Source organism: Bradyrhizobium sp. MOS001 (genome assembly GCF_004634465.1).
Lineage (GTDB): Bacteria > Pseudomonadota > Alphaproteobacteria > Rhizobiales > Xanthobacteraceae > Bradyrhizobium > Bradyrhizobium barranii.
The window spans coordinates 42,535-68,876 of sequence record NZ_SPVJ01000020.1 but is presented as its reverse complement, the minus strand read 5'-3'; the positions used below and the strand labels follow the sequence as shown (position 1 = coordinate 68,876).

The window sequence follows — 26,342 nt, the reverse complement described above, 5'->3', positions numbered from 1 at the left end:
CGGATTCGCGCCCGCAGCATCGGTCGGTGCTATGCTTAGCGAGAGAGGTCCCGGCCATCGTGGACCGGCGCGCAATGTGATGTGTCCGAATGCGAAGAGCGCCATTTTTTCAGAGCCATGTGGCCGCCACGTCACAACTGCGCCGTGTCACTGTATTGTCTGGTGCGCCGGGGTGGATCGGGGCGCCATCGGGTGGGCCTGAGGCGAACTCAACCCCGATTGCGATGGCACCCGGACCGTCGAGATGAAATTGCGAGCGGACGGCTATCAGCCTCGCGCTGCGACGGCCTCGCGCGGGCGGGCAACGACGACGACGTCCGGTCTGCCGTTGTCGGCCTGTACCCGGTTGCGCCCCTTTTCCTTGGCGCGGTAGCAGGCGGCATCCGCGCGCCGCATGGCGTCCTCGAGCGTGGTGTTGCCGTCCGCGATACAGGCGACGCCGATGCTGGCGGTCACCGCAAAGCAACGATCGTCCCAGGCGAAGGTGAACAGCTCGAGCGATCTGCGCAGGCGTTCGGCGATATCGACGGTGGTCGAGGGCGAGCACTGCGGCAGGATCAGGCCGAATTCGTCGCCGCCGAGCCGGGCCACCAGATCATGCGGTCCCCGCTCCTGTTGCAGCAGGCGCGAGACCTGGCAGAGCAGGCGGTCGCCGGCGAGGTGGCCACAGGTGTCGTTGACGCTCTTGAACTGGTCGAGGTCGAGCAGGATCAGGCCCAGCGAACCCGCCGCGGTCGTGTCCAGCACGCTTTGCAGGCGCGCCTCGAAGGCGCGGCGGTTGGACAGGCCGGTCAACCAGTCGTGCGATGCCTGCCATGCCAGGCGCTCCTTCTCGGCATGCAACGCATCCTCGAACGCTTGTCGTTGCAGCATCAAGCGCCGCGTGTGCCAGATCAGGAGCAGGATCAGCGTCGCGGCCGCCACGATGTTGATGCACGTCAGCGTTACCTTGATGGCGCGGGAGCCTTCGCCGAGGACAGTCGAGAACCGCTTTGCATGCACCGTGAACTGCGTGTTGAGCTCCGAGAGCCGCGACGACAGCAGCCGCAGGCGGTCGCGGTCCTCAATGGGTCCGTGCGCCAGCTCGGACCGGATGACCTCGCCGAACACGCTGAGCTCCAGCAGCATGGGATCGGTGGCCGCCCACTCGTGGATCGCTTCCTGGAGGAAGCTGACGCGGCTGAAATAACGGAATAGCCAGATCAATCCCGGAACGTCATCGGGATGGTTGCCGCCTTGCAGAAACCCGACGCGGGCGGCCTCGACGTCGACCGGATCGCGCTCGAGTGCCCAGCGCGCGAACTCATCGCCGATGGGAACGGCAAGGGACGCCTGGTAGTGGGTGAACTGGCTGGGTTCGCCTGAATGCAGATAGAGATTGAGGAAATAGACGGCGTTCTTCTGTGACCGCGACCACATTGCTTCGCCCGCGACATAGGCGCGGACCGATGACATCACCTCGAGGCTGAATCCCGCGATCGTTGCCTGGAGCACGACGACCATCACGAATGGCGAGACAAGTTTGATGACGTGAAGGAAACTACGCCCCTTCGTCGACGTCGCTGTTCTGCGAAACACCCTGCATTCCCCAAATCGATCAACGACCCCACCGGAGCGTCGCGCCTGCAACGCCAAGTAGAGGGGAAAGTTGCTTAACTCGACCCCAAGGACGCAGGCGACTGCACTGCAGGGTGAAAGCGTCGTGAAGCGGATGCCCGCAGATCGTTGCAAATGCCGACGAACCGGAACCGATGCGGTCGTGGCGAACCAATGCCTCGCATTCGTCCTGCGCGGTTTACCTGATCGAGAGAGTTTGGTCCGGCGCTAGACCAGCACCGGCTTGCGCACCCGGCCAGCGTCGCCGAACACGCGCAAATAGCGTTCGATCTCGGATGGCATGCCGGTCGCCTTCTCCGGATTGTCAGAGAGCTTGACGGCCGGGTGGCCGTCAACCGACGACACCTTGCAGACCAGCGAGATGGGATCGAGATTGAACGAGCCGTCCGGCGGGCAGCCGACGAAATCATTGGTGAGGTTGGTGCCCCAGCCGAAAGAGAGCCGCGAGCGACCGGAGAAGTGGTGATAGGTCTCCTCGATCGAGCCGACATCCATCGCATCGGAGAAGACGAGCAGCTTGTCCTTGGGGTTGCGGCCCTTCTTTTCCCACCATGCGATGATCTCCTCGCCGGCCTGGATCGGTGGTGCGCTGTCGGGGCGGAAGCCGGTCCAGTCGGCGACCCATTCCGGCGCATCGCGCAGGAAGGATTTGGTGCCGAAGGCGTCGGGCAGCGCGATCAGGAGATTGCCGCCATAGGTCTGGCGCCATTGGTCGAGAATGCGATAGGGCGCCCAGCGCAACTCCTCGTCGTCCTTGGCAAGCGCAGCCGCGACCATCGGCAGCTCATGCGCATTGGTGCCGATGGCTTCGAGATCATTGTCCATCGCCAGCAGCACGTTGGAGGTGCCGATGAAGGACGGGCCCAGGCCTTCCTTCACCGCCTCGACGCACCAGCGTTGCCAGAGGAAGCCGTGCCGGCGGCGGGTGCCGAAGTCGGAGAGCCGCAAATTCTCGAGCTGGCGCAGCCGCTCGACCTTGGTCCACAGCTTGGCCTTGGCGCGGGCATAGAGCACGTCGAGCTCGAAGCGGCCGCGGCCCTTCATCGCGGCGCGCGACCGCAACTCGTTGAGGATGGCGAGCGCCGGAATTTCCCACATCGTGGTGTGGGTCCAGGGCCCGTGGAAATGCAGCTCGTACTGGCCCTCGACCTTGCGCAGCTCGTATTCGGGCAGCCGGAATTCGGCCAGCCAGCGGATGAAGTCCGCCGAGAACATGTGGGTCTTGCCGTAGAAGGTGTTACCGGCAAGCCAGATCAGCTCTTTCTTGGCGAAGCGGATGGTGCGGGCGTGGTCGAGCTGGGCACGCAGCTCGCCCTCGTCGATGATCTCGGCCAGCCGCACATGGCGCGAGCGGTTGATGACCGAGAAGGTCACCTGCTGATCCGGATAGTCCTCCCGAATCATCTGTAACATCAATAGCTTGTAGAAGTCGGTATCCAGCAGGCTGCGGATGATGGGGTCCAGCCGCCAGCTATGATTGTAGGTCCGGCTCGCAATATCGGTCACTGTCATGGGACAATTCTAGCGTGGCGGCCCTCGCGCAACCAGTGGGTTTGGCGAAGGGCAGACTTCCCTGAAACCGTAACCGAGGCTCAGTCTCCGGCCGCCGTTGCCGCCACGGTTTCGAGCTGGCCGCGGATCCAGCGATGGGCCGGGTCTTTCTGATAGCGCTGATGCCAGACCATGAACATCGGCAGCTCGGCCAGCGTCTTTGTCCGCGACGCCAGCGGAATCGGTACATGCGCAAAGCCGCGCATCACACCGGAGGCGAGCAGGCTCGGCATGCTGGCCAGCATCTGCGAGCCGCGCAGGAAGGGCGGCACGCCGGAAAAGCTCGGCACGGAGATGGCGATGTCACGAAGAAAGCCGTTCGCCGCCAGCCGGCGGTCGAAGTCGAGCCGCTCGTTGTCGGTATAGACCACCGTGATGTGGCGTGCCGCGAGATAGGCGCTGCGGCCGGCCGGCGCGGTGCGCGCCTTGGGATCGAAGTAGCAGACGTAGTGATCGCTGAGCAGCCGCTTCTGCACGATGTCCACGCCGGATGGCGGCAGCGGCGTGACCATGAGATCGCAGCGGTTTTCGCGCAGCATCGCGGGCGACGGCGACTGCGAGGGGATCACGCGCAGGTTCAGGCTCCTGACCTGTCCCGCGACATGATCGAAGAACCGCGGCAATAGCAGATCGCGCTGGAAATCGTTGGCGGCGATCGTCAGCGATAGCTGCGCGCGCGCCGGCTCGAAGGTGACGCCGCCGGCAAAGCTGCGCATCTCGTCGATCAGCGCCCGCGCTTTCGCAGCCAATGCCTGGGCGTGGGCGGTGGCGACGATGCCGCGGCCGGATTTGGCAAACAGCGGATCGCCCGCGATCCGCCGCAGCTTGTTCAGCCCGTGACTGACCGCCGATTGCGTCAGACCGAGCCGCGTCGCTGCCGCCGTGACCGAACCTTCCTCCAGCACGGCAAGGAACAGTTCGAGGGCGTGGCCGTCGAGCGCCAAATGATCGATTTCCTTCATGTAATTCATTATAATCGATCTATTTATCTTGAGAATAGATCGTCCCATGATCTCCCGATAAGCCGCGCCCCCCGGACCCGGGCGCCACAGGGAGAGACAACGCCGATGAACGTCCAGGCGCCAGCCTTGCAGGATCCCCGCCTCAACCGACCCGAGCCGTTCACGCCGCGCGACGGCGGCTTCTTCCAGCGCGACCATTCGATCCATCCGCCGGCGCATGCGCCCGGCTACAAATCCTCGGTGCTGCGCTCGCCGCGCCAGCCGCTGCTGTCGATCGAGAACTCGGTCTCGGAGATCACGGGTCCGGTGTTCGGCCACAACGATCTCGGCCCGCTCGACAATGATTTGATCCGCAACTACGCCAAGGATGGCGATCCCGTCGGCGAGCGCATCATCGTCCATGGCCGCGTGCTGGACGAGACCGGCCGCGGCGTGCCGAACACGCTGGTCGAGTTCTGGCAGGCCAATGCCGGCGGCCGCTACCGGCACAAGAAGGACACCTATCTCGCCCCGATCGATCCGAATTTCGGCGGCTGCGGCCGCGCGCTGAGCGACGACACCGGCTACTATTATTTCCGCACCGTGAAGCCGGGCCCCTATCCCTGGCGCAACTTCGTCAACAGCTGGCGTCCCGCCCACATCCACTTCTCGGTGTTCGGCTCGGGCTTTGCGCAGCGGCTGATCACCCAGATGTATTTCGAGGGCGATCCCCTGATCCCGGTCTGCCCGATCCTGACGACGATCCCGGACAAGGACGCGCTCGACCGCCTCGTGGCGCCGCTCGACCTCAACGCCTCGACGCCGTTCGACTCGCTCGCCTACCGCTTCGACATCGTGCTGCGCGGCCAGCGTTCCACCTATTTCGAAAATCGCACCGCGGGGAATTGAGCCAATGCCGCAGCCGCTCGACTATCTCAAGGAAACCGCCTCGCAGACCGCCGGGCCCTACGTTCATATCGGCCTGATCCCGGCCATGGCCGGCTTCGACATTTTTGAGAAGAACTTTTCTAACGTGCTGGTGACGCCGAACACGCCAGGCGAGCGCATCACGCTGGAGGGCAAGGTGTTCGACGGCAGCGGCACGCCGCTGCGCGATGTGCTGCTCGAAATCTGGCAGGCCAACGCAACCGGCCGCTATAACCATCCGGCCGATCGCCCGGCCAGCTCGGTGGACGATGAGTTTCGCGGCTGGGGCCGCGCCGGCTCGGATTTCGACAGCGGCCTCGTCACCTTCGAGACCATCAAGCCGGGCGCGATCACGGACAAGGCAGGCCGCAAATGCGCGCCGTACGTCAATATCTGGATCGTCGCGCGCGGCATCAACATCGGTCTCAATACGCGACTCTATTTCTCCGACGAAGAAGCCGCGAATGCCGCCGACCCCGTGCTCAACCTGGTCGAGCCGCCGGTGCGGCGCGCGACGCTGATCGCCACGCGCGGTGAGCGCGCCGGCAAGGTCGTGTACTCCTTCACGATCAATCTGCAGGGGGCGGAGGAGACGGTGTTCTTCGACGTCTGACGATCCGCCGATCGCCGCGCAGGATCATTCCACCTGGTCGCCTCGATTGACCGATCCGCGCGTGGCGGCTTGCGGTGGTTGCGGGCGCATCTCGCGCGATCCCGGCCGCTCGGCCGGGGCGCGCCCCACTCTTGGCTTCAGCTCCGTCAAATCGATGAAGACGTCGGCCTGCCGGCGCAGTTCGTCGGCCACCATGGGAGGCTGGCTCGCAAGCGTGGAGACGACCGTCACGCGGACGCCGCGGCGTTGCACGGCTTCCACCAGTGAACGAAAATCCCCATCGCCCGAGAACAGCACGATCTGATTGACGTGCTCGGCGAGTTCCATGGCATTCACGGCGAGTTCCACATCCATGCTGCCCCTCATCTTGCGGCGGCCGGTCGTGGCGTCAACGAACTCCTTGGCGAGCTTGGTGACGACGGTGTACCCGTTATAGTCGAGCCAATCGATCAATGGGCGGATTGACGAGTATTCCTGATCCTCGCTCACGGTCGTGTAGTAGAAGGCTCGCAGCAGCGTACCTCGGCCGTGGAATTCGCCGAGCAGGCGCCTGTAGTCGATATCGAAACCGAGCGCCTTGGTGGCGGCATAGAGATTGGGGCCATCGATGAAGACCGCAATCTTCTCAAGCGAAGACATTATGCACTAATCCCCAGTTCCGCATTGAAGCCGGCAGGTTCAGCCGCCAGGGCTGTGTGCCGGCCGGAAAACGCCGAAGTCGCCGATGGCCCGCGGAAAAAGGCGGCGCAGACGGCCGGAGGGGGGGCCGTCCCGCGCCAGTTAAGGGAGGTTGCTGCTATCAGCGCCAGGATTCCGAATGCAGTCACGTTAAGGCGGGCGCATGCCACGCTCAATTGTACGGAGGTAAACGGCGCGTATCCAAAGGGTTGGATGCTCTATACGAAGGTAAGTGGCGCGCTGGTTCGGATCTCGACAGCCCGGCGCGATCACGAATGGCCTCAAGCTTCGCCGCCATGGAGCTGGGCGCGAAAGGCGCGCGGCGACAGGCCCGTGGCTGCGGCATAGACGCGGCTGAAATAGGCGGGATCCTCGAAGCCGAGCGCGTAGGCGATCGTCGAGACCGGCAAATTGGTGTAGACGAGGTTGCGACGCGCCTCGCGGATCAGCCGGTTGAGGATCAGGTGCGAGGCGGTGTCGCCGGTCGCCGCCCGCGTCAGCCGGTTGAGATGGGTCGGCGTGATCGACAGCGCGCCTGCATAGTCCGCAACGCTCCAGCGTTCCAGATGATGCTGTTCCAACAGCGCCTCGAAGCGGCGGAACAGCCCGCTTTCCGCCGTGCCGTTGCCGCCGCTCTCGCTGGTGAGCGCGCGGGCCACCAGCCCGATCATGGCCGCCGACAGTGCACGCAGCACGTGCGCGCGGCCGAAATCGCGCGCGGCGTGCTCGGCGAAGATCTGCTTCATGGTGGTGCGGATCTGCGGCGTGCCGCGCACCACGGCCGATCGGGACAGGGCGCCGCGCAGTCCTTCCGAGGCAAGCAGTGCCTCGTCCAGAATTTCCGCAGCGATGGTCAGCACCCAGCCCTGGGTATCGGGCTCGAAGCGGAAGCCGTGGACATGGCCGACCGGCACATTGACGACCTGCATTGGCCGGAGCGGCACCACGCGCCCGTCAAGCGTCGCCTCGCCACCACCGCGCTCGATCAGCAGCACCTGGTGCAGCCGCGCATGGCGGTGCACGGCCAGCGTCCAGTCGTGCAGCACCGAGCGTGACGCGATCGTCTCGCAATGCACGACGTCGGGCAGATCGCCGGACTCGCCGAAGAGGTTGTAGACCCGGATTGCCGGGGCTGAGGCTGCGGTTTTCATGTTCGAATAGTACAAGACAAAGACGAAACCCTCCATCGGTTTGCGGCGGCGGATCTGCAAAAAACGCAGCGACGGGAGGACGTAAAAATGAAAGTTCAGGTGTGCATCATCGGCGGTGGACCGTCCGGGCTGCTGTTGTCCCAGCTTCTGCATCTGAAGGGCATCGATACGGTCGTGCTGGAGAAATACAGTCGCGACCACGTGCTCGCCCGCATCCGTGCCGGCGTGCTCGAGCACGGCTTCGCCAGGTTGATGCGCGAGGCGCAGTGCGGCGAGCGGATGGACCGCGAGGGCGAGATCCACAACGGTTTCGAGATCGCGCATGACGGCGTGCTCTCCCATATCGACCTGCACAAGCATTCCGGTGGCAATTCGGTGCTGGTCTACGGCCAGACCGAACTGACGCGCGACCTCTACGAGGCGCGCGATCGCCTCGGCGGCAAGGTCGTGCACAACGCCGAGGACGTGACGCCACACGATCTGACGTCGGACCGGCCCTACGTGACCTATCGATCGAACGACGAGATCGTCCGCATCGATTGCGATTACGTCGTTGGAGCCGACGGCTTTCACGGCGTCAGCCGCAGGTCCATCCCGAAGGACGTGCTGCGCGAATACGAGAAGGTCTATCCGTTCGGCTGGCTCGGCGTGCTGTCGCGTACGAAACCGGTGTCGCCTGAGCTGATCTATGTGAAGCATGAACGCGGCTTTGCGCTCTGCTCGCTGCGCTCACAAGTGCTGAGCCGCTACTACGTCCAGGTGCCGTTGACCGACAAGGTGGAGGACTGGAGCGACGATGCATTCTGGACGGAGCTGAAGCGCCGTCTGCCGGACGAGGTCGCCGGCTGCCTGATCACCGGGCCCTCGATCGAGAAGAGCATCGCGCCCCTGCGCAGCTTCGTCGCCGAGCCGATGAGCTACGGCCGCCTGTTCCTCGCCGGCGATGCCGCCCACATCGTGCCGCCGACCGGCGCGCGCGGGCTCAACAGCGCGGCGTCCGACATCTACTATCTCTACCACGCCATGCTTGCGCATTATCAGCACGGCGACGATTCCGGCCTTGCGGGCTATTCCGCCAAGGCGCTTGCGCGGATATGGAAAGCGCAGCGCTTTTCGTGGTGGATGACGATGCTGCTGCATCGTTTTCCCGACCGTTCCGAATACGAGGACCGGCTTCAGCAGACGGAGCTCGAGTACCTGCTCTCGTCCGAGACGGCGCAGCGACTGCTCGCGGAGAATTATGTGGGATTGCCGTTTTAGCGACGGTTTGTGACCGCTCAGCCGACGTTGCCGCTCCAAAGGGGAGCTCTCCTCGCGGCACGAGGCGAGTTCGCCCGTCAGGCCGGTTCCCTTTCAATAAGTGGTGACGGACGCCGAAATGCTCTGTTGCCTCGTGCGATCGTTCCTACCTCCTCAACCGAACAGGAGGGCGCAGCGATGACGAACACAGCGCTTGTGGTCGGCGCCAGCGGTATTGTCGGCAGCAATCTCGCCCGCCATCTCAGCGATCGCGGCTGGCAGGTGCTTGGGCTCGCAAGGCGCCCACCAAGCGGCCTCGATGGTGTTCGTCCCATCGCGGCCGATCTGCAGGATCCGGCCTCGCTTCGCGACATCCTGGCGAGCCTTCGTCCCACTCACGTGTTTCTCGCCACATGGCTACGTCAGCCAACCGAGGCGGAAAATATCCGCGTTAACGCTGCGATGGTGCGCAACGTGCTGGGGGCACTTTCCGGCGCAGATACGCTTTCTCATGTCGCGCTGGTCACCGGGCTAAAGCATTACCTGGGACCGTTCGAGTCCTACGGTAAAGGCAGGCTGCCCGCGACGCCATTCCGCGAGGAGCAACCGCGGCTCGATGTCGAGAACTTCTACTACGCTCAGGAGGACGAACTATTCGATGCAGCCAGGCGCGGTGGTTTCAGCTGGAGCATTCACCGCCCGCACACGATCATCGGCTATGCGATAGGCAACGCCATGAACATGGGAACGACGCTTGCCGTCTACGCGACGATCTGTCGAGAAACGGGGCGGCCATTTCTCTTTCCAGGCTCGGCGATGCAATGGACCGGCCTGACGGATATGACGGATGTCAGATTGCTGGCGCGGCACCTGGAATGGGCCGCGACGACGACGGTCGCGCGAGACCAGGCATTCAACGTCGTAAATGGCGATGTCTTCCGATGGAGCTGGATGTGGGCGCGACTGGCCGGCTGGTTCGGGTTGCAGCCTGCGCCCTTTCCAGAGGAAATTTCGCCGCTTGAGCGTCAGCTTGCCGATTCAGGTCGTATATGGGCTGATATCGCGCTCAAGTATGATCTCGTCGAAAGAGACCTCTCCGTCCTTTCGTCGGCATGGCACACCGATGCCGACTTGGGCCGCCCTATCGAAGTCGTCACCGATATGAGCAAGAGCCGTAAGCTCGGCTTCCTTGAATATCAGGCGACGGACGACAGTTTTTTCGATCTCTTCAGCAGGTTGCGTGCCGCGAACGTCATTCCTTGAGCCTTCTGACGAAGAGTAAACAACCGCTACTTTCCTTCCAGCGTATTGACCGGCGTCCACTCTGGCGATGGTGGATTTGCGGCGAGGGCTTTTGCGCGCTTGGCGAACAGCGCCGACGCCGGGTCGATCTTCGCGACGCCGTCGAACGCCTCGGCCGCCTTCGCAAACTCCCTCGCCCGCCAGCACGCCAGCCCCTCCGCATACGCTGTGGCCACCTTCGTCCGCTCGGCGCTCTCCGCGCCCTTGTCCGCCAGCGGCTCGAACACCTTGATTGCCTCGCCGCGGCCGAGCACCCTGATCGCATCGAGCTCACGCCAGGCGAACGTGTCGCCGGTCTGCGCCATCGTCGTTTCCGAGGCCATGATGGCGGTGCCGTAATATTTGTTGGCGCCCTCGAGGCGCGAGGCGACGTTCACGGTGTCGCTCATCACGGTGTAGTTGAAGCGGCGGCGCGAGCCGATATTGCCGACCACGGCTTCGCCGCTGTTGAGCCCGATGCGGTGCGACAGGCCATGGCCTGCGAAGGCGGGATTGCTGGCGTTCAATTCCGCGAGCTTCTCGTGGCACTTCAGCGCGGCGTGAACCGCGTTGCGCGCGTGCGCGGGATCGTCGGCCGGCGCGCCGAACATCGCGACGATGGAATCTCCGATATATTTGTCGACATAGCCGCCATGGCTCTCGATGATGTCGGTCATGGCCGAGAGATATTCGTTCATCAGCGTCACCAGTTCGCCCGGCGTCATCGTCTCGGCGATCGAGGAGAAGCCGCTGAGGTCGGAGAAGAACATGGTGACGTTGCGCATCTCGCCGCCGAGCGCCGGCATCTTGCCGGAGGCGACCATGGTGTTGATCACTTCGGGCGCGAGATAGAAGGCAAAGCTCTGGCGCAGGAAGCGCTCGTCGCGATCGGCCAGCACGAAGCGGTAGCCGATCATCATTGCGAGCGCGGCGAGACTTGCGAGCGCGGGCTCGGTCAGCGGCAGCGCCAGCGCGTGTACGAACGCGGTGACGGCCGCGGCTGTGTAAGCGGCAGTGAGGCCGAGCCAGGCGATCAACGCGCCGCCCGGTGCGAGCATGGCGGCCGCGCATGCGATGATCGCCGCGAACACGATCGTAAGAACGGTCCGCATGGGAAAGCCGAGCTCGGTCACCGCGTCGCGCTCGATCAGGTTTCGCACGACGGTGGCATGCACGAACACGCCTGCGATATCGCTCCGGGCCTTCTGCGTGGTGTTCGTCGGGACGGGCAGGGCGCATCGCGCAGCCGGCGTCCCGTCATGTCCGCCGGACAGTCGCATCGAGGTCAGCTTGCGGTCCTCGAAGTTGAGAATGGTGCCGAACAGCACGACCTTGCCGTCGAAGGCGCGGCGGAAGAAATCGGCGTCGCCCTTTTCGAGGCAAGCCCGCAGGTCGGCGAAAGAATAGGTCGGGACATCGCGGCCCATGCCACGGTAGTTGAGCGTCAGCGTGTTCGGCAACGCGCTTGGGATGGCATAGCCAGACAATATCGTTGCGCCAGACGGCTCGATCTGCGGCGCTGCGCCGAGTGCGTGCGCAGCCAGCTCGACGGCCATAGCGGGCACCCGTTTGTCGCCGATGGAAAAGCTTAGAGGCATCCGCCGGATCACGTCGTCGGTGTCGGTATGAACGTTGAGGGCACGGACATTGTTTCTCACCGCAAGTCGCTGTGCGGGGTAGGGCACATCCGGATGGTCATTGCTGAGGATTTCGCCGAGCACCAGCTTGCCGTTGTCGGAAAGCTGCCGCAGCGCGATCAGATAGTCCCGGTCAAAGCCCTTCATCCGGGCGCCGATCGGCGCGTCACCAAAGGAAATCTCCGACTGCTCGATCGAGCTCGGAAAGATGACGTCGAAGCCGATCACCTTGGCGCCGCCATCGGCGATCCCGGTGAGCACCCGGCCGATCTCGCGTGTCCAGGTCTGGGTCGGCGATCCCTTGAAGGGCGGGCTGTCGTAGGTCTCGCCGTCGATCGCGACGACGACGACCGGAGATGTCGCGAGATCGCGGCTGTCGCCAATGATCTTGCCGCGCAGCGCCGTGAGGATATCGAGCGAGAGACCTTGCAGCGTCTGAAGCGGCGGGGACGTGAAGACTGCGCCCGCGACGAGCGCAATCAGGATCGCCGCAACGATGTCCCGTCCCCCGATCCGCCGCATCGCCCCGTCGCAGACCGCCTATTCGAGCCGCAGCAGGCGACCGACGATCGGCGTCGGCGATGACGTGGCGCTGGCATCGACCTGGAAGGCGTAGCGCTTGGCGCCGAGGATGGCGAGATAGCTGCCGCCCGGGGTCAGTGTCTTTCCGGCCTTGGCAAAGTCGTAGAACTTGCCGCCGACCATGATCTCGCTCTTGAGCGGCACGCTGATCGTGGGCTCCTTGCCGTCGGTGCGTTCGATCACCAGCGTGCTGCCGCTCTTGGCCTGCACCAGCGGGGCGACGCCATAGAGCGTCGGCAGCTTGGCCGGCGGCGCTCCCTTGGCGTCCGATCGCATGGTGCGGAAGGTCGTTGCGGCGCTCTGGTTGGCCTCGCGCTCGGACAGTTTTGCCGCATTGGTATCGCAGGGCACCTTCTCGCGCTTGACCTCGCCGAGCTGCACGGTGCTCTGCTCGGCGCCGACCAGGACGACGCCTTCGCTGATGGTCTCGCGCTGGCAGGATTTGAGGTAGCTGAGCGTGATGCTGGCCTTGGGCCCGAGCTTGATGATCTTGCCGGGCGCCACGTAGTCCATGAACGCGATGCCGTCGACCTTGCCTTGGACGTCCTCGACGATCGCGGCAGGGGTCTCCGCCAAAGCGGGGGCCGCAAGACAGAACGCGCCGACACCAGCGCTGATCAGGCTTCTCATGGGAATTCTCATCCAATTCGACCGATAAATCGCCGGTCCCCGTCCTGGTCCGATGCTTAGCAGCGGCGCGTCCAGACAAATGTGACCGGAATCACTCTTGGTTGTTGGTGCACTCTAGCAGGAACAGGTTCAAACCTGCGACCGGAGAAAAGCGAAGCCGCGGCAAGCTATTTGCCGGATGGATCATGTCAGGCGGCCGGGACGGGCTCAGGCAACCGGTCCTCGACCGCAGGGCTCTCTGCCGCACACTCTATAATGGGCGCGAGAGGGGCTTCGGTCTTCTGATACGGCGTCGCCTGCTGACCGGCGGCGATTTCCACGACCTCGTCCCAGCGCGACAGGAAGGCCTCGACGCAGGCCGGGTCGAACTGCCGGCCCTGGTTCTCGACGAGATAGTTGCGCGCCACGTCGAGCGGCATCGGCTCTTTATATGGCCGGCGCGTCGTCAGGGCGTCGAAGACGTCGGCGACCGCGACGACGCGTGCGGCGACCGGGATCTCGTCTGCCTGAAGGCCGTTCGGATAGCCCGCGCCGTCCCAGCGCTCGTGATGGCCTGCGGCAATTTGCGCACCGAGCTGGATCAGCTCGCAGCTGGAGTCCGCCAGGATCTTTTCGCCGATCGTCGCATGGGTGCGGATCACCGCCATCTCATCGTCGGTGAGCCTGCCGGGCTTGAGGAGGATATGGTCGGGGATGGCGACCTTGCCGACGTCGTGCAGGGGCGCGGCCAGATAGATGTCGCGGCAGAGCCGGGGCGGCAGGCCGAGCTGCTCGGCGATGATGCGGCTGTAGCGGGCGACCCGCAGCGTGTGCTCGCCGGTGTCGTTGTCGCGGTATTCGACCGCGAGCGCGAGCCGCAGGATGATCTCCTCCTCGCGCTCGCCGAGCTTCTGGGTCGCGGCCGCGACCGCGCTTGCCAGATCGGCGGCACGGTCGTTCTGCTTGCGCACGGCTGCACCAAGGCGCACCAAATTGCGCAGGCGCACCGTCATCTCGACGCTCTGTGGCTGTTTCGGTAAGAAATCGGTTGCACCAACCTGCAGCGCTTCCATCTTGACGTCATCAGTCTGTCGCGACGTGATCATCGCGATCGGGATGTCGGCGCAGCCGGGCAGGGTGCGGAAGGCGCGGATGAAGCTGATGCCGTCCATATGCGGCATCTCGTAGTCGACCAGCACGAGGTCGAAGACGCGCTCGCGTGCGCAAGCCAGCGCCTCGACGGGATCGAGGAAAGTCGTGGCCTCGACCAGGCCTTCGGCTTCGATATGACGTTTCAGGAAATTGAGGACAGAGCGGCTGTCATCAACGAGAAGCGCTTGGGTCAGCATCGGCGGCCGGTCTCGTTCGGATGCGAGGCGTGACCTCCACGAATAGTCTTTGCGATTTAACGCGGAGCAAACGCCCGGGCTGCGGCGAACTGACTCAAGACTGCGCACAGCGCATGCGAATTGAGCGAACCATGCACGCCTGCATGCATGCGCGAAGTTCTTCGGTTTGTGACCCGTAGTTGTACGGTGATGCCCATTAGGGGTTTGCACACTCTCCCAAGCGAATAGTCGTCGCGCGAGATTCGCGTCATGCGTGCAGCGAATCCCGAGGAAATCTGGGGGACGAATGCCGTCTGATGTCACTGAGCCGAAGTGGTCCCTACGGCTGCCTGCGGATTGCAGCATCGCTGCGATCCGCAACGTCTATGACCTGATCCGCGAAGCTTTCGGCCGGCAGGACCGGCTCGAGATCGATTGCTCGAGCGTCGACAAGGCCGACGTAACCTCGATCCAGCTTCTGCTGTCGACCGCCAAGACGGGCGAGGCCCAGGGCCGCCCGGTGGTGCTCACATCATTCTCCCAGTCTCTGCGCAACACCCTTCGCCGCGCCGGCTTCGCCAGCGATGCGATGATCGATCAGCACTTCCCGCAAAAGAAAGATGGCACCTGATGGCCACGATTCTCACGGTCGACGATTCCCCCAGCATCCGTCAGATGATCAAGGTCGTGCTCGAACCGGCCGGTCACAACGTGATCGAGGCCGGCGACGGCGCGCAAGGGCTCGCCAAGGCGCAGGCCGGCAAGCTCGACCTCGTCATCACCGACCTCAACATGCCCGTCATGAACGGGCTGGAGCTGATCCGGGCGCTGCGCAAGCTGCCGAGCGCGGTCGGCATGCCCATCGTGTTCCTGACCACCGAATCCAACGATACGGTGAAGCAGGAAGCCAAGAGCGCCGGCGCCACCGGCTGGATTACCAAGCCGTTCAAGCCGGAGCAGCTGCTCGCCGTGGTCGGCAAGCTGGTGCGTGCATGAACGCGATGGACCCGACAGAGGTCTTTCGCCAGGAAGCCAGCGAGCTGTTCGAGGTTCTGGAAGGGGCTCTGCTCGATCTCGGCCAGCGTCCCGACGACCGCGAGCTGGTCGATTCCGCCTTCCGCGCCCTGCATACGATCAAGGGCTCGGGCGCCATGTTCGGCTTCGACAAGGTCGCCTCCTTTACCCACGAATTCGAGACTGCGTTCGACCGCGTCCGCAAGGGCGAGATCAAGCCGACGCAGGAGCTGATCTCGGTCGCGCTTGCGGCCAAGGACTATATCCGCGCGCTGATCGAGGATCCGCAGTCGACCGACGACATCATCGGCGAGGCCATCTTCGACGACCTCAAGCGCTTCGTGTTTCCCGACCAGCCTGCCGCGCCCGTCGCCGAAATCGCTGAAGCGCCGCCGCTGGCCCCCGGCGAGAGCAAGCAGGCCGGCTGGCACCTGTATCTGGAATTTGAATCCCACGTTCTGCGCAACGGCTCGAACCCGCTCGATCTGCTGGAAGACCTTTGCAAGCTCGGCCCGTGCTTCGTCGTGCCCGTGACCGAGGGCATCCCGTTCCTCGACGAGATGGAGCCGGAAGACTGCTATCTGAAGTGGGACGTCAAGCTGCACGCCGCCTGCGACAAGGACGCGATCGACGACGTCTTCATGTTCGTCCAGGACGAGATGAAGCTGACGCTCTCGCCGCTTGAGCAGGTCGAAGCGCCCGCGCCGCTGCCGTTGTTCCAGCTCCTCGACGAGGAGCCGGCTCCCGTGGCCGAGATGGCCGCGCCGGCGGTCGAGGCTGTTGTTGCGCCTGTCGCCGCGCAGCCCGTCGCAAAGGCGGAGCCGAAGCCGGAAGCCAAGCCTGAATCGAAGTCCGAACCGAAACCCGAGGCCAAGCGTGACGATCGCGGCATCGCCACCGTCCGCGTCCAGGCCGAGCGTCTCGACGAGTTGATGGACCGGGTCGGCGAACTCGTCATCGCCCAGGCGCGGCTGACCCAGCTCGCCTCGTCCGGCTCGGATCTCTCGATCAAGATGATCGCCGAGGAAATCGAGCGCCTCGCCTCCTCCTTGCGCGACACCACGATGGGCGCGCGCATGGTACCGATCGGCTCGCTGTTCGGCCGCTTCCGCCGCCTGGTGCATGATTTGTCGCGCGACCTGTCGAAGCCGGTCGAATTCGTCACCACGGGCGAGGACACCGAGCTCGACAAGACCATGATCGAGTGCCTGGCCGATCCGCTGGTTCACCTGATCCGCAACGCCATCGACCATGGCATCGAGGACACCGCGACCCGCTCCGCCAACGGCAAGACGGAGCAAGGCCGGATCGAGCTCGCGGCCGTTCATTCCGGTGCGCAGGTGCTCGTCACCGTGAAGGACAATGGCGGTGGCCTCAACACCGCGCGCATCCGCGCGAAAGCGGAAGAGCAGGGGCTGATCGCCTCCGGCGCCGTGCTGACCGATCACGAGATCCACCAGTTCCTGTTCCACCCGGGCTTCTCGACCGCGCAGACCATCTCGGCGCTGTCGGGCCGCGGCGTCGGCATGGACGTGGTCAAGCGCACCATCGAGAACATGCGCGGCACGATCGACCTGTCGACCCGGCCGGGCCAGGGCACCACGGTAACGCTACGCCTGCCGCTGACGCTTGCAATCATCGAGGGTCTTTTGATCCGCGTCGGCGAGGACCGCTACATCATTCCGTTGTCGGCGGTGGAGGAGTGCGTCGAGCTGACGGCCGAGGACGAGCGCTCCCGCGGCCGCAACTTCCTCAACGTGCGCGGCAACCTCGTGCCGTTCCTGCGCTTGCGCGAGATCATGACCGCATCGGGCGCGCCTGACCGGCACCAGAAGACGATCATCATCTCGACCGGCGAGACCCGCGTCGGCCTGGTCGCCGACCAGATCATCGGCAACCACCAGACCGTGATCAAGTCGCTGTCCAAGCTGCACTCCGACGTCACGATCTTCTCCGGCGCGACCATTCTGGGCGACGGTACGGCAGCGCTGATCCTCGATGTCGCACAGCTCGTCGCGATGGCGCAGTCGAAGGTCGAGAAGCAGCACATCAGCGAGGCGGCGTGATGAACGAGGCGGGCGAACATCAGGTCGACGCGATGCAGGTCGTGATGATCGGCCTCGGCGAGGAGAAGTTTGCGCTCGATGCCGGCCTCGTGCGCGAGATCATCGATCCCGTGCCGGTGACCAAGGTGGCGGGCGCGCGGGCCTTCGTTCCCAGTGTCATCAACGTGCGCGGCAACGTCATTCCGCTCGCCGACCTGCGCATTCGCTTCGGCATGCCGCAGCTCGACGACTCCGCCGACACCCGCATCGTCGTCATCGAGATCGAGCTCGACGGCGAGCCGGTGCTGGTCGGCGTCACCGCCGACAAGGTCTATGAGGTCACGGAGATATCGCAGACCGACGTGCAGCAGACGCCGCGCGTCGGCATGCACTGGAAGCCGGAATTCATCCGTTTCATCGCCAAGTGGCGAGAAGAGTTTGTCATCGTTCCCAACATGGAACGCATCCTGAATTGAAATGAGGTCTCGGGGCGAGACTGGGGTAGGGGCTGGAAATGAGATTCACGGTCAAGGCAAAGCTTGCCATCGCGTTCGGTGTGGTCCTGTTGCTGTCGATGGCGGCGGGCGGCCTCGCTTATGTGAAACTGAGCGAGATGATCGACACCGCCGACAGTCTGGTGTCGCGTGCCAACCGGATGGACCGTGCGGCGGAGATCGAGAAGGGTATCCTGCTTCAGGTTCGCGCCGAGAAGAACCTCATTCTCGCGCCTGAAGGCGAGGCGGATCGTTTTATCGCCGAAATCGCCAAGCAGCGCGAGACGCTCTCGAAGTTGAAGGAAGAGATCCAGGCCGCGGCTTCCCCCGAAGGCAAGAAACTCATGGAGAATTTCGGCGTCGCGTATGCGCGGATGAACGCCGTTCAGGACGACGCCCTCAAGACCGCCCGGACCGACAAGGCGAAAGCCGCCGAGCGCTCCATGACCGAGGTCCGCAAGGCGGTCGCCGAGGCCATGGAAGCCGCCAACGTCTACGTCACCAACGTCAAGAAGAACATGGCCGCTCAGGCGGCCCAGGCTCACGAGGACGGCAACCGGGCCCAGCTCCTGCTGATCTCGGCCGTGCTGGCTTCGCTTGTCATCGGCCTGATCGCCGCGATCTGGATTTCCTTGAGCATCTCCCGCGGTCTCGGCCGCGCCGTCGGGCTCGCCGGCGCGGTTGCCGATGGCGATCTCAGCCAGTCGATCAAGGTCACAAGCAACGACGAGATCGGCGATCTCGTTACCTCGCTGAACTCCATGGTCGAGAAGCTCAAGCAGATCGTCGCCGAAGCACTCACCGCGGCGCAGAACGTCTCGGCCGGCAGCCAGGAGCTTTCGGCCAGTGCCGAGCAGCTGTCGCAGGGCGCGACCGAACAGGCTTCGTCGGCCGAGGAAGCCTCGTCCTCGATGGAAGAGATGGCCTCGAACGTGAAGCAGAATGCCGACAACGCCAACCAGACCGAGAAGATCGCCGCGCAGTCGGCCAAGGACGCGGAAGCCAGCGGCGTCGCCGTGGGGCGTGCCGTCAATGCGATGCAGACAATCGCCGAGAAGATCACGATCGTGCAGGAGATCGCGCGCCAGACCGACCTGCTTGCCCTCAACGCCGCGGTCGAGGCCGCGCGCGCCGGTGAGCATGGCAAGGGCTTTGCGGTGGTCGCGTCCGAAGTGCGCAAGCTCGCCGAACGCAGCCAGGCGGCAGCGGCGGACATCGGCACGCTGTCGACGGAAACCGTGAAGGTCGCGCGGGAAGCCGGCGACATGCTGTCCAAGCTTGTGCCCGACATCAAGAAGACTGCCGAGCTGGTCCAGGAGATCACGGCGGCCTGCCGCGAGCAGGACGTCGGCTCGGCCCAGATCAACCAGGCGATCCAGCAGCTCGACAAGGTCGGCCAGCAGAACGCCAGCGCCTCCGAGCAGGTGTCCTCGACCTCCGAGGAGCTCGCCTCGCAGGCCGAGCAGCTTCAGTCCACCATCTCGTTCTTCCGCATCGAGCATGCCGGTCGCGGCGAGGCTGCTGCGCCCGCGCCGATCGACCGTGCGGTCACCCAGCTCCGCGCCAAGGCCGCGCACATGGCGGCAGTGGACCGCGGCGTCAAGAAGCCCGCGCCCGCCCGCAAGCCGGCGCGCGCGATGAAGGTCGCCAATGGCGGCGGCTTCGCCTTTGACATGCAGGACGGCGAAGACGACCGCGACGCCGAGTTTCAGCGCTGACCGCAACTTGAAAACAATCTGACTCTGGACCGTACCATGGCCGCAACCTCGCAATATCTGACGCTCGGGCTCGCCGGCGAGACGTTCGGCATCAGCATCCGCAATGTCCGGGAAATTCTCGACATGCGGCCGATCTCACGGCTGCCGCATGCGCCGAATTTCCTGCTCGGCATGATCGACGTGCGCGGCAGCGGCTATCCCATCGTCGACCTCCGCACCAAGCTCGGCCTGCCGGCCGTGGAAGCGACCGAAGCGACCCGCATCATCATCCTCGACGTGCCGATGAAGGATCGCCTGGTCGGCGTCGGCTTCGTCGCCGATTGCGTGTTCGAGGTCACCGATATCGACGAGGAGGCGATCGAGCCCATCCCCGAGGTCGGCGGCAAATGGCAGTCCGACTATGCCGCCGGCATCGGCCGCAAGGGTGAGAAATTCGTCGTCATCTTCGATCTCGCCAAGCTGATGGCCAACGACGAGATCCCGGAAGGGCGCGATACCTCTCGCGCCGCCTGAATTTGCAAGCGTGAAGCGTGGTCAAGCGTAAGCACCCCAATTCGAACCAACGAGACTGACATGAGATTCACCGTCAAAGCCAAGCTTGCCAGCGCCTTCGGCGTCGTCATCCTGCTGTCCATGATCGCCGGTGCGGTCGGCTATTTGAAGCTGGCGGACATGGTCAGCACCACCGAGCTTCTGGTCAGCCGTGCGGGCCGGATGGAAAAGGCCGCGGAGCTGAAGGAAGGCATCCTGTTCCTTGTGCGCGCGGAGAAGAACGCGATTCTCGCAGCGTCCGATGCGGAACACGAGCAGTTCCAGGCCGACCTCATCAAGAACCGCGACGCGATCACCAAGTCGAAGGACGAGATCTACGCGGCCGCCAGCGAAAGCGGCAAGAAGCTGATGGAGGTCTTCAACGTCGCCTTCGCCAAGCTCAACGCCTATCAGGACGAGACGGTCCGGCTCGCGAAGACCGACAAGCCGAAGGCCCTGGATCGCTCCATGCATGATGGCCGCAAGGTCGTTGCGGACGCGATCGAAGCGGCCGATGTCTACATCAAGAATGTCAAGAAGAACATGGCTGAGCAGGCCGAGCAGTCAAAGCAGGACGGTGCGCGCGCCGAGATGCTGCTGATGAGCCTGGTCATTGCCTCGCTCCTGATCGCCGCGGTCGCGGCGACCTGGATTGCGCTGAACATCAGCCGTGCGCTGGCGCGGGCGGTGGGCCTCGCTGATGCGGTGGCGATCGGCGATCTCAGCCACAAGATCGAGTCCTCCAGCAATGACGAGATCGGAGATCTCATCAAGTCGCTGAACGCGATGACGGTCAACCTCAACGCGACGGCGGCGCTCGCCAACCAGATCGCGCAGGGCGATCTCATGGTCGAGGCCAAACCGCTGTCGGACAAGGATACGCTCGGCCTTGCGCTCGAGCGCATGGTGGAGAAGCTCCGTCAGATCGTGTCGGAAGCCCTGACCGCGGCGCAGAACGTCTCCGCCGGCAGCCAGGAGCTCTCGGCCAGTGCCGAGCAGCTCTCGCAGGGCGCGACCGAACAGGCCTCGTCCGCCGAGGAGGCCTCCTCTTCGATGGAAGAGATGGCCTCGAACGTGAAGCAGAACGCCGACAACGCCAACCAGACCGAGAAGATCGCCGCGCAGTCCGCCAAGGACGCGGAAGCCAGCGGCGCCGCCGTCGGCCGCGCCGTCAACGCGATGCAGACCATCGCCGAGAAGATCACGATCGTGCAGGAGATCGCGCGCCAGACCGACCTGCTCGCGCTCAACGCCGCGGTCGAGGCTGCGCGCGCCGGCGAGCACGGCAAGGGCTTTGCCGTGGTTGCGTCCGAAGTGCGCAAGCTCGCCGAACGCAGCCAGGCGGCCGCCGCCGAGATCGGCACGCTCTCGACTGAGACCGTCAAGGTCGCGCAGGAGGCCGGCAATATGCTCTCCAAGCTCGTCCCTGATATCAAGAGGACGGCTGAGCTCGTCGAGGAAATCACCGCCGCCTGCCGCGAGCAGGACGTCGGCTCGGCCCAGATCAACCAGGCGATCCAGCAGCTCGACAAGGTCGGCCAGCAGAACGCCAGCGCCTCCGAACAGGTCTCCTCGACCTCGGAGGAGCTCGCCTCGCAGGCCGAGCAGCTTCAGTCGACGATCGCCTATTTCCGCATCGAGCAGGGACGCAGCCAGGCCGCCGCGCCGATCGACCGGGCGGTTACCCAGCTCCGCGCCAAGGCGGCGACAATGGCGGCCGTTGAGCGGCCGGCCAAGAAGCCGCAGGCGAGGCCGGCGCGCGCGGTGAAGGCGGCCGGTGGCGGCGGCTTCGCCTTCGACATGAACGACGGCGAGGACGATCGGGACGCCGATTTCCAGCGCTGAGAGCGGTCAAGAGGTCGGCCCATCCTTCACCGGTGGGCCGATCCGCCGTCAGTGATCGTGTAAACGCGTGGGATTCAAGATGGCCCGTTCGGCCCAATATTCAGTGCAGGCGGCCATCGCGGATCGGGGCATTCAGCCATGATGCCCGCCGTGCAGGATACGGTCGTCCATCTGTCCGACCGTCACTTCCGGACCATCGCCGAACTGATCGAGGGCCAGGTCGGCATCAAGCTGCCGCAGGGCAAGCGGCTGATGCTGGAGGGGCGGCTGCACAAGCGCGTGCGCGCGCTGAACTTCTCCGACCTCAACGAGTATGTCGACAACCTGTTCGAGGCCGATCATTTCGACACCGAGCTGACCCATCTCATCGATGTGGTGACGACCAACAAGACCGACTTCTTCCGGGAGCCCCAGCACTTCACCTTCATGAGGGACGTCGCGATCCCGGCCCTGCTCAAGTCGCACGGGCGGAAGAACGCGAACCTGAAGATCTGGAGCTCGGCGAGCTCCACCGGCATGGAAGCCTACACCACCGCCATGGTGCTGGACGACATGACGCGGAACGGCTCGCGGTTTCAGTACCGCATCCTCGGGACCGACATCTCGACCGCGGTGCTGCGCCTTGCCAAGTCCGCGATCTACACCCGCGACGTGCTCGCCCCGGTGCCGGAGCCCTTCGTGAAGCGTTATTTCCTGTCGTCGCGGGACAAGTTGCGCGGCGAAGTGCGGGTGGTGCCAGAATTGCGGCGCATGACGCATTTCATGAGGATGAACCTCATGGATAAGTCCTACCCCGTCGACCGGGACGTCGACATCATCTTCTGCCGCAACGTCCTGATCTATTTCGAGCGCGAGACCCAGCGCAAGGTGATCGAGCAATTGTGCAGCCATTTGCGGCCCGGCGGCTATCTTCTGGTCGGTCATTCGGAATCAATGATTCACAGTGCAGTGCCGGGTCTGAAGCAAGTTCAGCCAACTATTTTCAAGGTCTAGCCGGAGCGCAACCAGAATGCCGAGGGAGAAAGTTCGCGTACTGATCGTGGACGATTCGGCGTCGGTGCGCCAAATCCTGCAAACGATCCTCAACGACGATCCTGACATCGAGGTGATGGGGGCGGCCTCCGATCCGTTCGCGGCGGCGCGCCGCCTCCAGTACGAAATCCCCGATGTCATGATCCTCGACCTGGAAATGCCGCGCATGGACGGCATGACCTTCCTGCGCAAGATCATGGCGCAGCGCCCGATCCCGGTGATCATCTGCTCCTCGCTCACCGAGGAAGGTTCCAACGTGATGTTCGAGGCGTTCGAGGCGGGCGCGGTCGACATCGTGCCGAAGCCGAAGATCGACACCCGGCAGGCGCTGCTCGAATGCTCGACGCGGCTGCGCGAGGCTGTGAAATCGGCAGCGCGCGCGCGGGTGCGTCCGCGGGCGGAGCGCCGTATGATCGAGAGGAAGCTGACCGCCGACGCCATCATCCCGCCGCCGGTGCAGGGCAAGGTCCGGCCGACCACTGAACGCATCGTGTGCATCGGCGCATCGACCGGCGGGACCGAAGCGCTCAACGACGTCCTCGAGATGCTGCCGCCGCACTGTCCTCCCATCGTCATCGTCCAACACATGCCGGCAGGGTTCACCGCGGCCTTTGCCAGGCGTCTCGACAGCGTCTGCCAGGTCCGTGTCAAGGAAGCCGAGGACGGCGAGCCGGTGCTGCCGGGCTGCGCCTATATCGCGCCGGGCGCCCGTCACATGCTGCTCCAGCGCATCGGCCTGCGCTACCAGATCGCGATCAAGGACGGCCCGCCGGTGTCGCGGCATCGCCCCTCGGTCGACGTGCTGTTTCGCTCCGCGGCCCAGCATGCCGGCGCCAATGCGCTCGGCGTGATCATGACGGGCATGGGCGACGACGGCGCGCGCGGCATGCTGGAGATGCGCAAGCTCGGCGCCTCGACCCGCGCGCAGGACGAGGAGAGCTGCGTGGTGTTCGGCATGCCCAAGGAAGCCATCGCGCATGGCGGTGTCGAGAAGGTCGTCTCGCTGCATCATATCCCGCGCGAGATCATGCTCTGGTATCAGGCCGGACACGTTGCGGTGGCAGGTTGATTGCGATGTCCGCCATTCCAGCCAACACGCTCACCGAGGCGATTGTCGCGATCGAGGATGTCTCGTCGCGGATCGAGGACGTCTTCGCGCGCGTCGGTCACGAGCTCGGTCGCGGCCACCTCATCTTCAAGGAGCTGAACCAGGGCCTCGCGACGCTCTCGGAGGAACTCTCCGGCGCCGAGATCGAGGGCGCGGCCACCGCGCTACAGGAGATCGCCGCGCGGCTCAGCGAACTGGCAGAGGCGCTGCCGTCCGAGAGCGCGCTGCTTGCGACCATCGGCACCAGCACGGCGGAGGCGTCCTCGCTGCTCAAGCCGCTGTTCAAGCATATCCAGATGATCACCATCATCGCGCGCAGCGCGCGGATCGAGGCGGCTTCGCTGGATGGCGACCGCGAGGGCTTTCTCGCCTTCACGCAGGAAGCCTATGATCTCGGCAAGGCGGTACAAGGTTCGATCGAGGGCTGCGCGCGGGACCAGCAGCGCCTGTCGGAAGCCGTTGCGACCGCGTCCGGCAGGCAGAAGGAATTCGAGAGCCGTTACCGGAATCAATTGGTGTCGGAGAGCGCCGAACTCGGCGCAGCCTATTCCGGATTGCGCGGCCAGCGCCGCGACAGCAGCCAGCTCGCCGACCTCGCGAGCACCAGCACCAGGAAGATCGCCGAGGCGGTCGGCGGCGCAATCATTTCCTTGCAGGCAGGTGACAGCACGCGCCAGCGCCTCGAACATGTCTGTCATGGCCTCGGCCAGGCGTCGGAAGCTGCGCCGAGCCTCGTTCCCGAACGGGGCGCGAGCGAGGACGGCGCGCGCGCGATCTGCCAGTTGCAGGCGGCCTTGCTCAGGGACGCCCAGCGCGAATTCGGCGGCGACATCGGCCAGATCGTTCGCGCGCTCACCGCCATCCTGCACGATGCAGGCAACGTCGTCGGCCATGGCCGCAATCTGTTCGGCGGCGAGGATGGCGGCTCGTCATCGTTCCTCGCGCGCATCAAGCAGGCACTGGCACATGCCTCGACCCTGATCGCCACCTGCGAGAGCGCCGGCCGATCGGTCGACGAGGCGCTCGCCTTCGTCGAGGACACGCTGGCAAAGTTTCGCCAGGCCATCGCCGGACTTGCCGAGGCGACCGTCGACATCACCCTGATCGGAATGAATGCTGGCCTGAAAGCAAGCCATCTGGGCAGTCGCGGCAGCGCGTTTGTCGTGATCGCCAACGAGCTCAAGGCGACCGCCGACCAGGTTTCGGCGGGCGCGGGGCGCCTGCGGCCCGTGCTCGACGGCATCGAGCGCTCTGCGAACGAGCTGAAGGAGCTCCGCGTCCGGGGCGATCCCACGCAGCTCGCCAAGTTCGAGCCGCAGATCCTCCAGGCGCTGCGCGAGGTCGAGGTCGGCAACGAACGGCTCGGCAAGCTGATGAGCCGGCTCGTCGATGAAGGCGCGGAATTCGAAGGCCTGATGAATTCGGCGCAAGGTCTGATGAGCTCGCTAGGCGAGAGCTCCGCAGCCTTGCCTGCGGTTGCCGCGCGGCTCGAGACCGCGAGCGCCGGCGCGCAGCGGCCGCAGCCGGAGGCGCAGGATCAGGCGATGCTCGATGATCTCTTCGCGCGCTACACGATGGAGCGCGAGCGGGACGTTCACCGCGAATTCCTGCAAACGCTTGGCCTTGCGTCGATCGTCGCCACGCGCCGCGTCGAAGCGGTCGAGACCGCGGATGACGGCATAGAGTTGTTCTGACGTTCGCCGCCGGCGTCGCGCGTCGGCGGCATTCGACGGATTGGGTTTTCCGAGCATTAACCTTGCCCGAAGGGCTGGCCGTTAGGTCATTGTCGCGCCCCAGAGTTGGTCGCAAATACAGGGCGATCTTCACCTCGGAAATTCCCCATGCTGAGAGACGGTAAATACGCTGCCTGGTTCAGGACCCCACGAGGTCAGGGCACCGGCATCGTGGATCTGGCCGAGGGCCGGATCTCGGGCCGCGACAGCTTCTTCACTTATGGTGGTTCCTACCGGGTCGATGAGCGGCACTTCTCGGCCGTCCTGACCGTGAACCGGCATGCTGACGGTCCGCTGAGCGTGTTTGGGCCTGATGAGGTCGAGGTCAAACTTTCGGGTGTGTGCAACGGCCTGGTGGCGAGCTGTTCGGGAACGGCCAAGGAAGCACCCGACGTGAAGTTCGAGGCGACGCTGATCTACAGCCAGGAAGATGCGCCGGCAGCCGACGCCAAATGCGCGGTCGTGAAGCTCAACGCCGACAAGCTGCCCAAGGGCCTCGACAACCGTTCCCGGCCGCGTCACCCGTTCGCGCCGCCCAAGGCGCCTGTGTCGTAAGGTGCCGGTTTTTAGCTTTGCATTGACGCTGTTGTCGCGAAATCACGGCGCGACTGGACTGCGGCAACATTAGTTTTAGAGGTGAAATCTAGGTTGGGGCCCATAACAAAAGG

Annotated in this window: 23 protein-coding genes; 15 read left to right on the top strand and 8 right to left on the bottom strand. The window is 64.6% G+C overall.

Annotated features, from left to right (window positions below; all coding sequences use genetic code 11):
- Window positions 1–267: 267 nt before the first annotated feature.
- From CT676_RS23665 to CT676_RS23655, 3 genes are all read right to left on the bottom strand, one after another.
- Window positions 268–1,578, bottom strand: coding sequence for a GGDEF domain-containing protein (locus tag CT676_RS23665; protein ID WP_135215520.1), 1,311 nt, complete (start codon window positions 1,576–1,578; stop codon window positions 268–270).
- A 246-nt stretch (window positions 1,579–1,824) separates the two neighbouring features.
- The gene (gene pncB, locus CT676_RS23660) at window positions 1,825–3,129 is read right to left on the bottom strand and encodes a nicotinate phosphoribosyltransferase (RefSeq protein WP_041955082.1); all 1,305 of its coding nucleotides are present in this window, start codon (window positions 3,127–3,129) and stop codon (window positions 1,825–1,827) included.
- Window positions 3,130–3,209: 80 nt separating this feature from the next.
- Window positions 3,210–4,139: a LysR family transcriptional regulator gene (locus tag CT676_RS23655; protein WP_167768130.1), complete on the bottom strand. Its 930-nt coding sequence runs from the start codon at window positions 4,137–4,139 to the stop codon at window positions 3,210–3,212.
- A 96-nt stretch (window positions 4,140–4,235) separates the two neighbouring features.
- Between CT676_RS23655 and pcaH the strand changes: the two genes are divergently transcribed.
- Together pcaH and pcaG are read left to right on the top strand one after the other, a co-directional pair.
- On the top strand, window positions 4,236–5,018 hold the full coding sequence (gene pcaH, locus CT676_RS23650) for a protocatechuate 3,4-dioxygenase subunit beta (protein WP_041955084.1): 783 nt from the start codon (window positions 4,236–4,238) through the stop codon (window positions 5,016–5,018).
- Between the two features lie 4 nt (window positions 5,019–5,022).
- On the top strand, window positions 5,023–5,649 hold the full coding sequence (gene pcaG / locus CT676_RS23645; protein ID WP_135215518.1) for a protocatechuate 3,4-dioxygenase subunit alpha: 627 nt from the start codon (window positions 5,023–5,025) through the stop codon (window positions 5,647–5,649).
- Between the two features lie 24 nt (window positions 5,650–5,673).
- On the opposite strand, the gene CT676_RS23640 is transcribed toward pcaG, so the two are convergent.
- Window positions 5,674–6,288 carry an NYN domain-containing protein gene (locus tag CT676_RS23640; RefSeq protein WP_135215517.1) on the bottom strand — a complete coding sequence of 205 codons (615 nt, stop codon included), beginning with the start codon at window positions 6,286–6,288 and terminating at the stop codon, window positions 5,674–5,676.
- A 320-nt stretch (window positions 6,289–6,608) separates the two neighbouring features.
- Window positions 6,609–7,514: a helix-turn-helix domain-containing protein gene (locus CT676_RS23635; RefSeq protein ID WP_135215516.1), complete on the bottom strand. Its 906-nt coding sequence runs from the start codon at window positions 7,512–7,514 to the stop codon at window positions 6,609–6,611.
- 51 nt (window positions 7,515–7,565) lie between these two features.
- On the opposite strand from CT676_RS23635, the gene pobA reads away from it, so the two are divergent.
- Together pobA and CT676_RS23625 are read left to right on the top strand one after the other, a co-directional pair.
- On the top strand, window positions 7,566–8,738 hold the full coding sequence (pobA, locus tag CT676_RS23630; protein ID WP_135215515.1) for a 4-hydroxybenzoate 3-monooxygenase: 1,173 nt from the start codon (window positions 7,566–7,568) through the stop codon (window positions 8,736–8,738).
- Between the two features lie 177 nt (window positions 8,739–8,915).
- Entirely contained in the window at window positions 8,916–9,980 is a 1,065-nt protein-coding gene (locus CT676_RS23625; RefSeq protein ID WP_135215514.1) for an SDR family oxidoreductase, read from the top strand.
- Window positions 9,981–10,006: 26 nt separating this feature from the next.
- Here the strand turns inward: CT676_RS23625 and CT676_RS23620 are convergent, their stop codons facing one another.
- The 3 genes from CT676_RS23620 to CT676_RS23610 form a co-directional block, all read right to left on the bottom strand.
- Window positions 10,007–12,157, bottom strand: coding sequence for an adenylate/guanylate cyclase domain-containing protein (locus CT676_RS23620; RefSeq protein ID WP_135215513.1), 2,151 nt, complete (start codon window positions 12,155–12,157; stop codon window positions 10,007–10,009).
- Between the two features lie 18 nt (window positions 12,158–12,175).
- The gene (locus tag CT676_RS23615; RefSeq protein ID WP_167768129.1) at window positions 12,176–12,847 is read right to left on the bottom strand and encodes a hypothetical protein; all 672 of its coding nucleotides are present in this window, start codon (window positions 12,845–12,847) and stop codon (window positions 12,176–12,178) included.
- Between the two features lie 188 nt (window positions 12,848–13,035).
- Window positions 13,036–14,175: an HD domain-containing phosphohydrolase gene (locus CT676_RS23610; RefSeq protein WP_135215511.1), complete on the bottom strand. Its 1,140-nt coding sequence runs from the start codon at window positions 14,173–14,175 to the stop codon at window positions 13,036–13,038.
- Window positions 14,176–14,461: 286 nt separating this feature from the next.
- On the opposite strand from CT676_RS23610, the gene CT676_RS23605 reads away from it, so the two are divergent.
- The 11 genes from CT676_RS23605 (at window position 14,462) to CT676_RS23555 (ending at window position 26,229) form a co-directional block, all read left to right on the top strand.
- Window positions 14,462–14,785 carry an STAS domain-containing protein gene (locus CT676_RS23605; protein ID WP_135215510.1) on the top strand — a complete coding sequence of 108 codons (324 nt, stop codon included), beginning with the start codon at window positions 14,462–14,464 and terminating at the stop codon, window positions 14,783–14,785.
- A complete protein-coding gene (locus CT676_RS23600) occupies window positions 14,785–15,150 on the top strand; it encodes a response regulator (RefSeq protein ID WP_008142319.1) in 366 nt (121 codons plus the stop codon). Before CT676_RS23605 ends, CT676_RS23600 begins: the two co-directional genes overlap by 1 nt.
- Window positions 15,147–17,234 carry a chemotaxis protein CheA gene (locus CT676_RS23595; protein WP_135215509.1) on the top strand — a complete coding sequence of 696 codons (2,088 nt, stop codon included), beginning with the start codon at window positions 15,147–15,149 and terminating at the stop codon, window positions 17,232–17,234. The genes CT676_RS23600 and CT676_RS23595 overlap by 4 nt, the downstream gene beginning before the upstream one ends.
- Complete coding sequence (locus tag CT676_RS23590) at window positions 17,234–17,689, top strand: chemotaxis protein CheW (RefSeq protein ID WP_014497540.1); 456 nt, start codon at window positions 17,234–17,236, stop codon at window positions 17,687–17,689. Before CT676_RS23595 ends, CT676_RS23590 begins: the two co-directional genes overlap by 1 nt.
- Before the next feature lie 38 nt (window positions 17,690–17,727).
- The gene (locus tag CT676_RS23585) at window positions 17,728–19,425 is read left to right on the top strand and encodes a methyl-accepting chemotaxis protein (RefSeq protein WP_135215508.1); all 1,698 of its coding nucleotides are present in this window, start codon (window positions 17,728–17,730) and stop codon (window positions 19,423–19,425) included.
- Between the two features lie 36 nt (window positions 19,426–19,461).
- On the top strand, window positions 19,462–19,938 hold the full coding sequence (locus CT676_RS23580) for a chemotaxis protein CheW (RefSeq protein ID WP_014497538.1): 477 nt from the start codon (window positions 19,462–19,464) through the stop codon (window positions 19,936–19,938).
- 60 nt (window positions 19,939–19,998) lie between these two features.
- Window positions 19,999–21,801 (top strand): methyl-accepting chemotaxis protein, encoded by a 1,803-nt coding sequence (locus CT676_RS23575; RefSeq protein ID WP_135215507.1) that lies wholly within the window; start codon window positions 19,999–20,001, stop codon window positions 21,799–21,801.
- 138 nt (window positions 21,802–21,939) lie between these two features.
- Window positions 21,940–22,794 carry a CheR family methyltransferase gene (locus tag CT676_RS23570; protein WP_071916273.1) on the top strand — a complete coding sequence of 285 codons (855 nt, stop codon included), beginning with the start codon at window positions 21,940–21,942 and terminating at the stop codon, window positions 22,792–22,794.
- Window positions 22,795–22,810: 16 nt separating this feature from the next.
- Entirely contained in the window at window positions 22,811–23,902 is a 1,092-nt protein-coding gene (locus CT676_RS23565; RefSeq protein ID WP_135215506.1) for a chemotaxis response regulator protein-glutamate methylesterase, read from the top strand.
- A 5-nt stretch (window positions 23,903–23,907) separates the two neighbouring features.
- Complete coding sequence (locus CT676_RS23560; protein ID WP_135215505.1) at window positions 23,908–25,635, top strand: chemotaxis protein; 1,728 nt, start codon at window positions 23,908–23,910, stop codon at window positions 25,633–25,635.
- A gap of 147 nt (window positions 25,636–25,782) precedes the next feature.
- The gene (locus CT676_RS23555) at window positions 25,783–26,229 is read left to right on the top strand and encodes a hypothetical protein (RefSeq protein WP_135215504.1); all 447 of its coding nucleotides are present in this window, start codon (window positions 25,783–25,785) and stop codon (window positions 26,227–26,229) included.
- Window positions 26,230–26,342 lie beyond the last annotated feature (113 nt).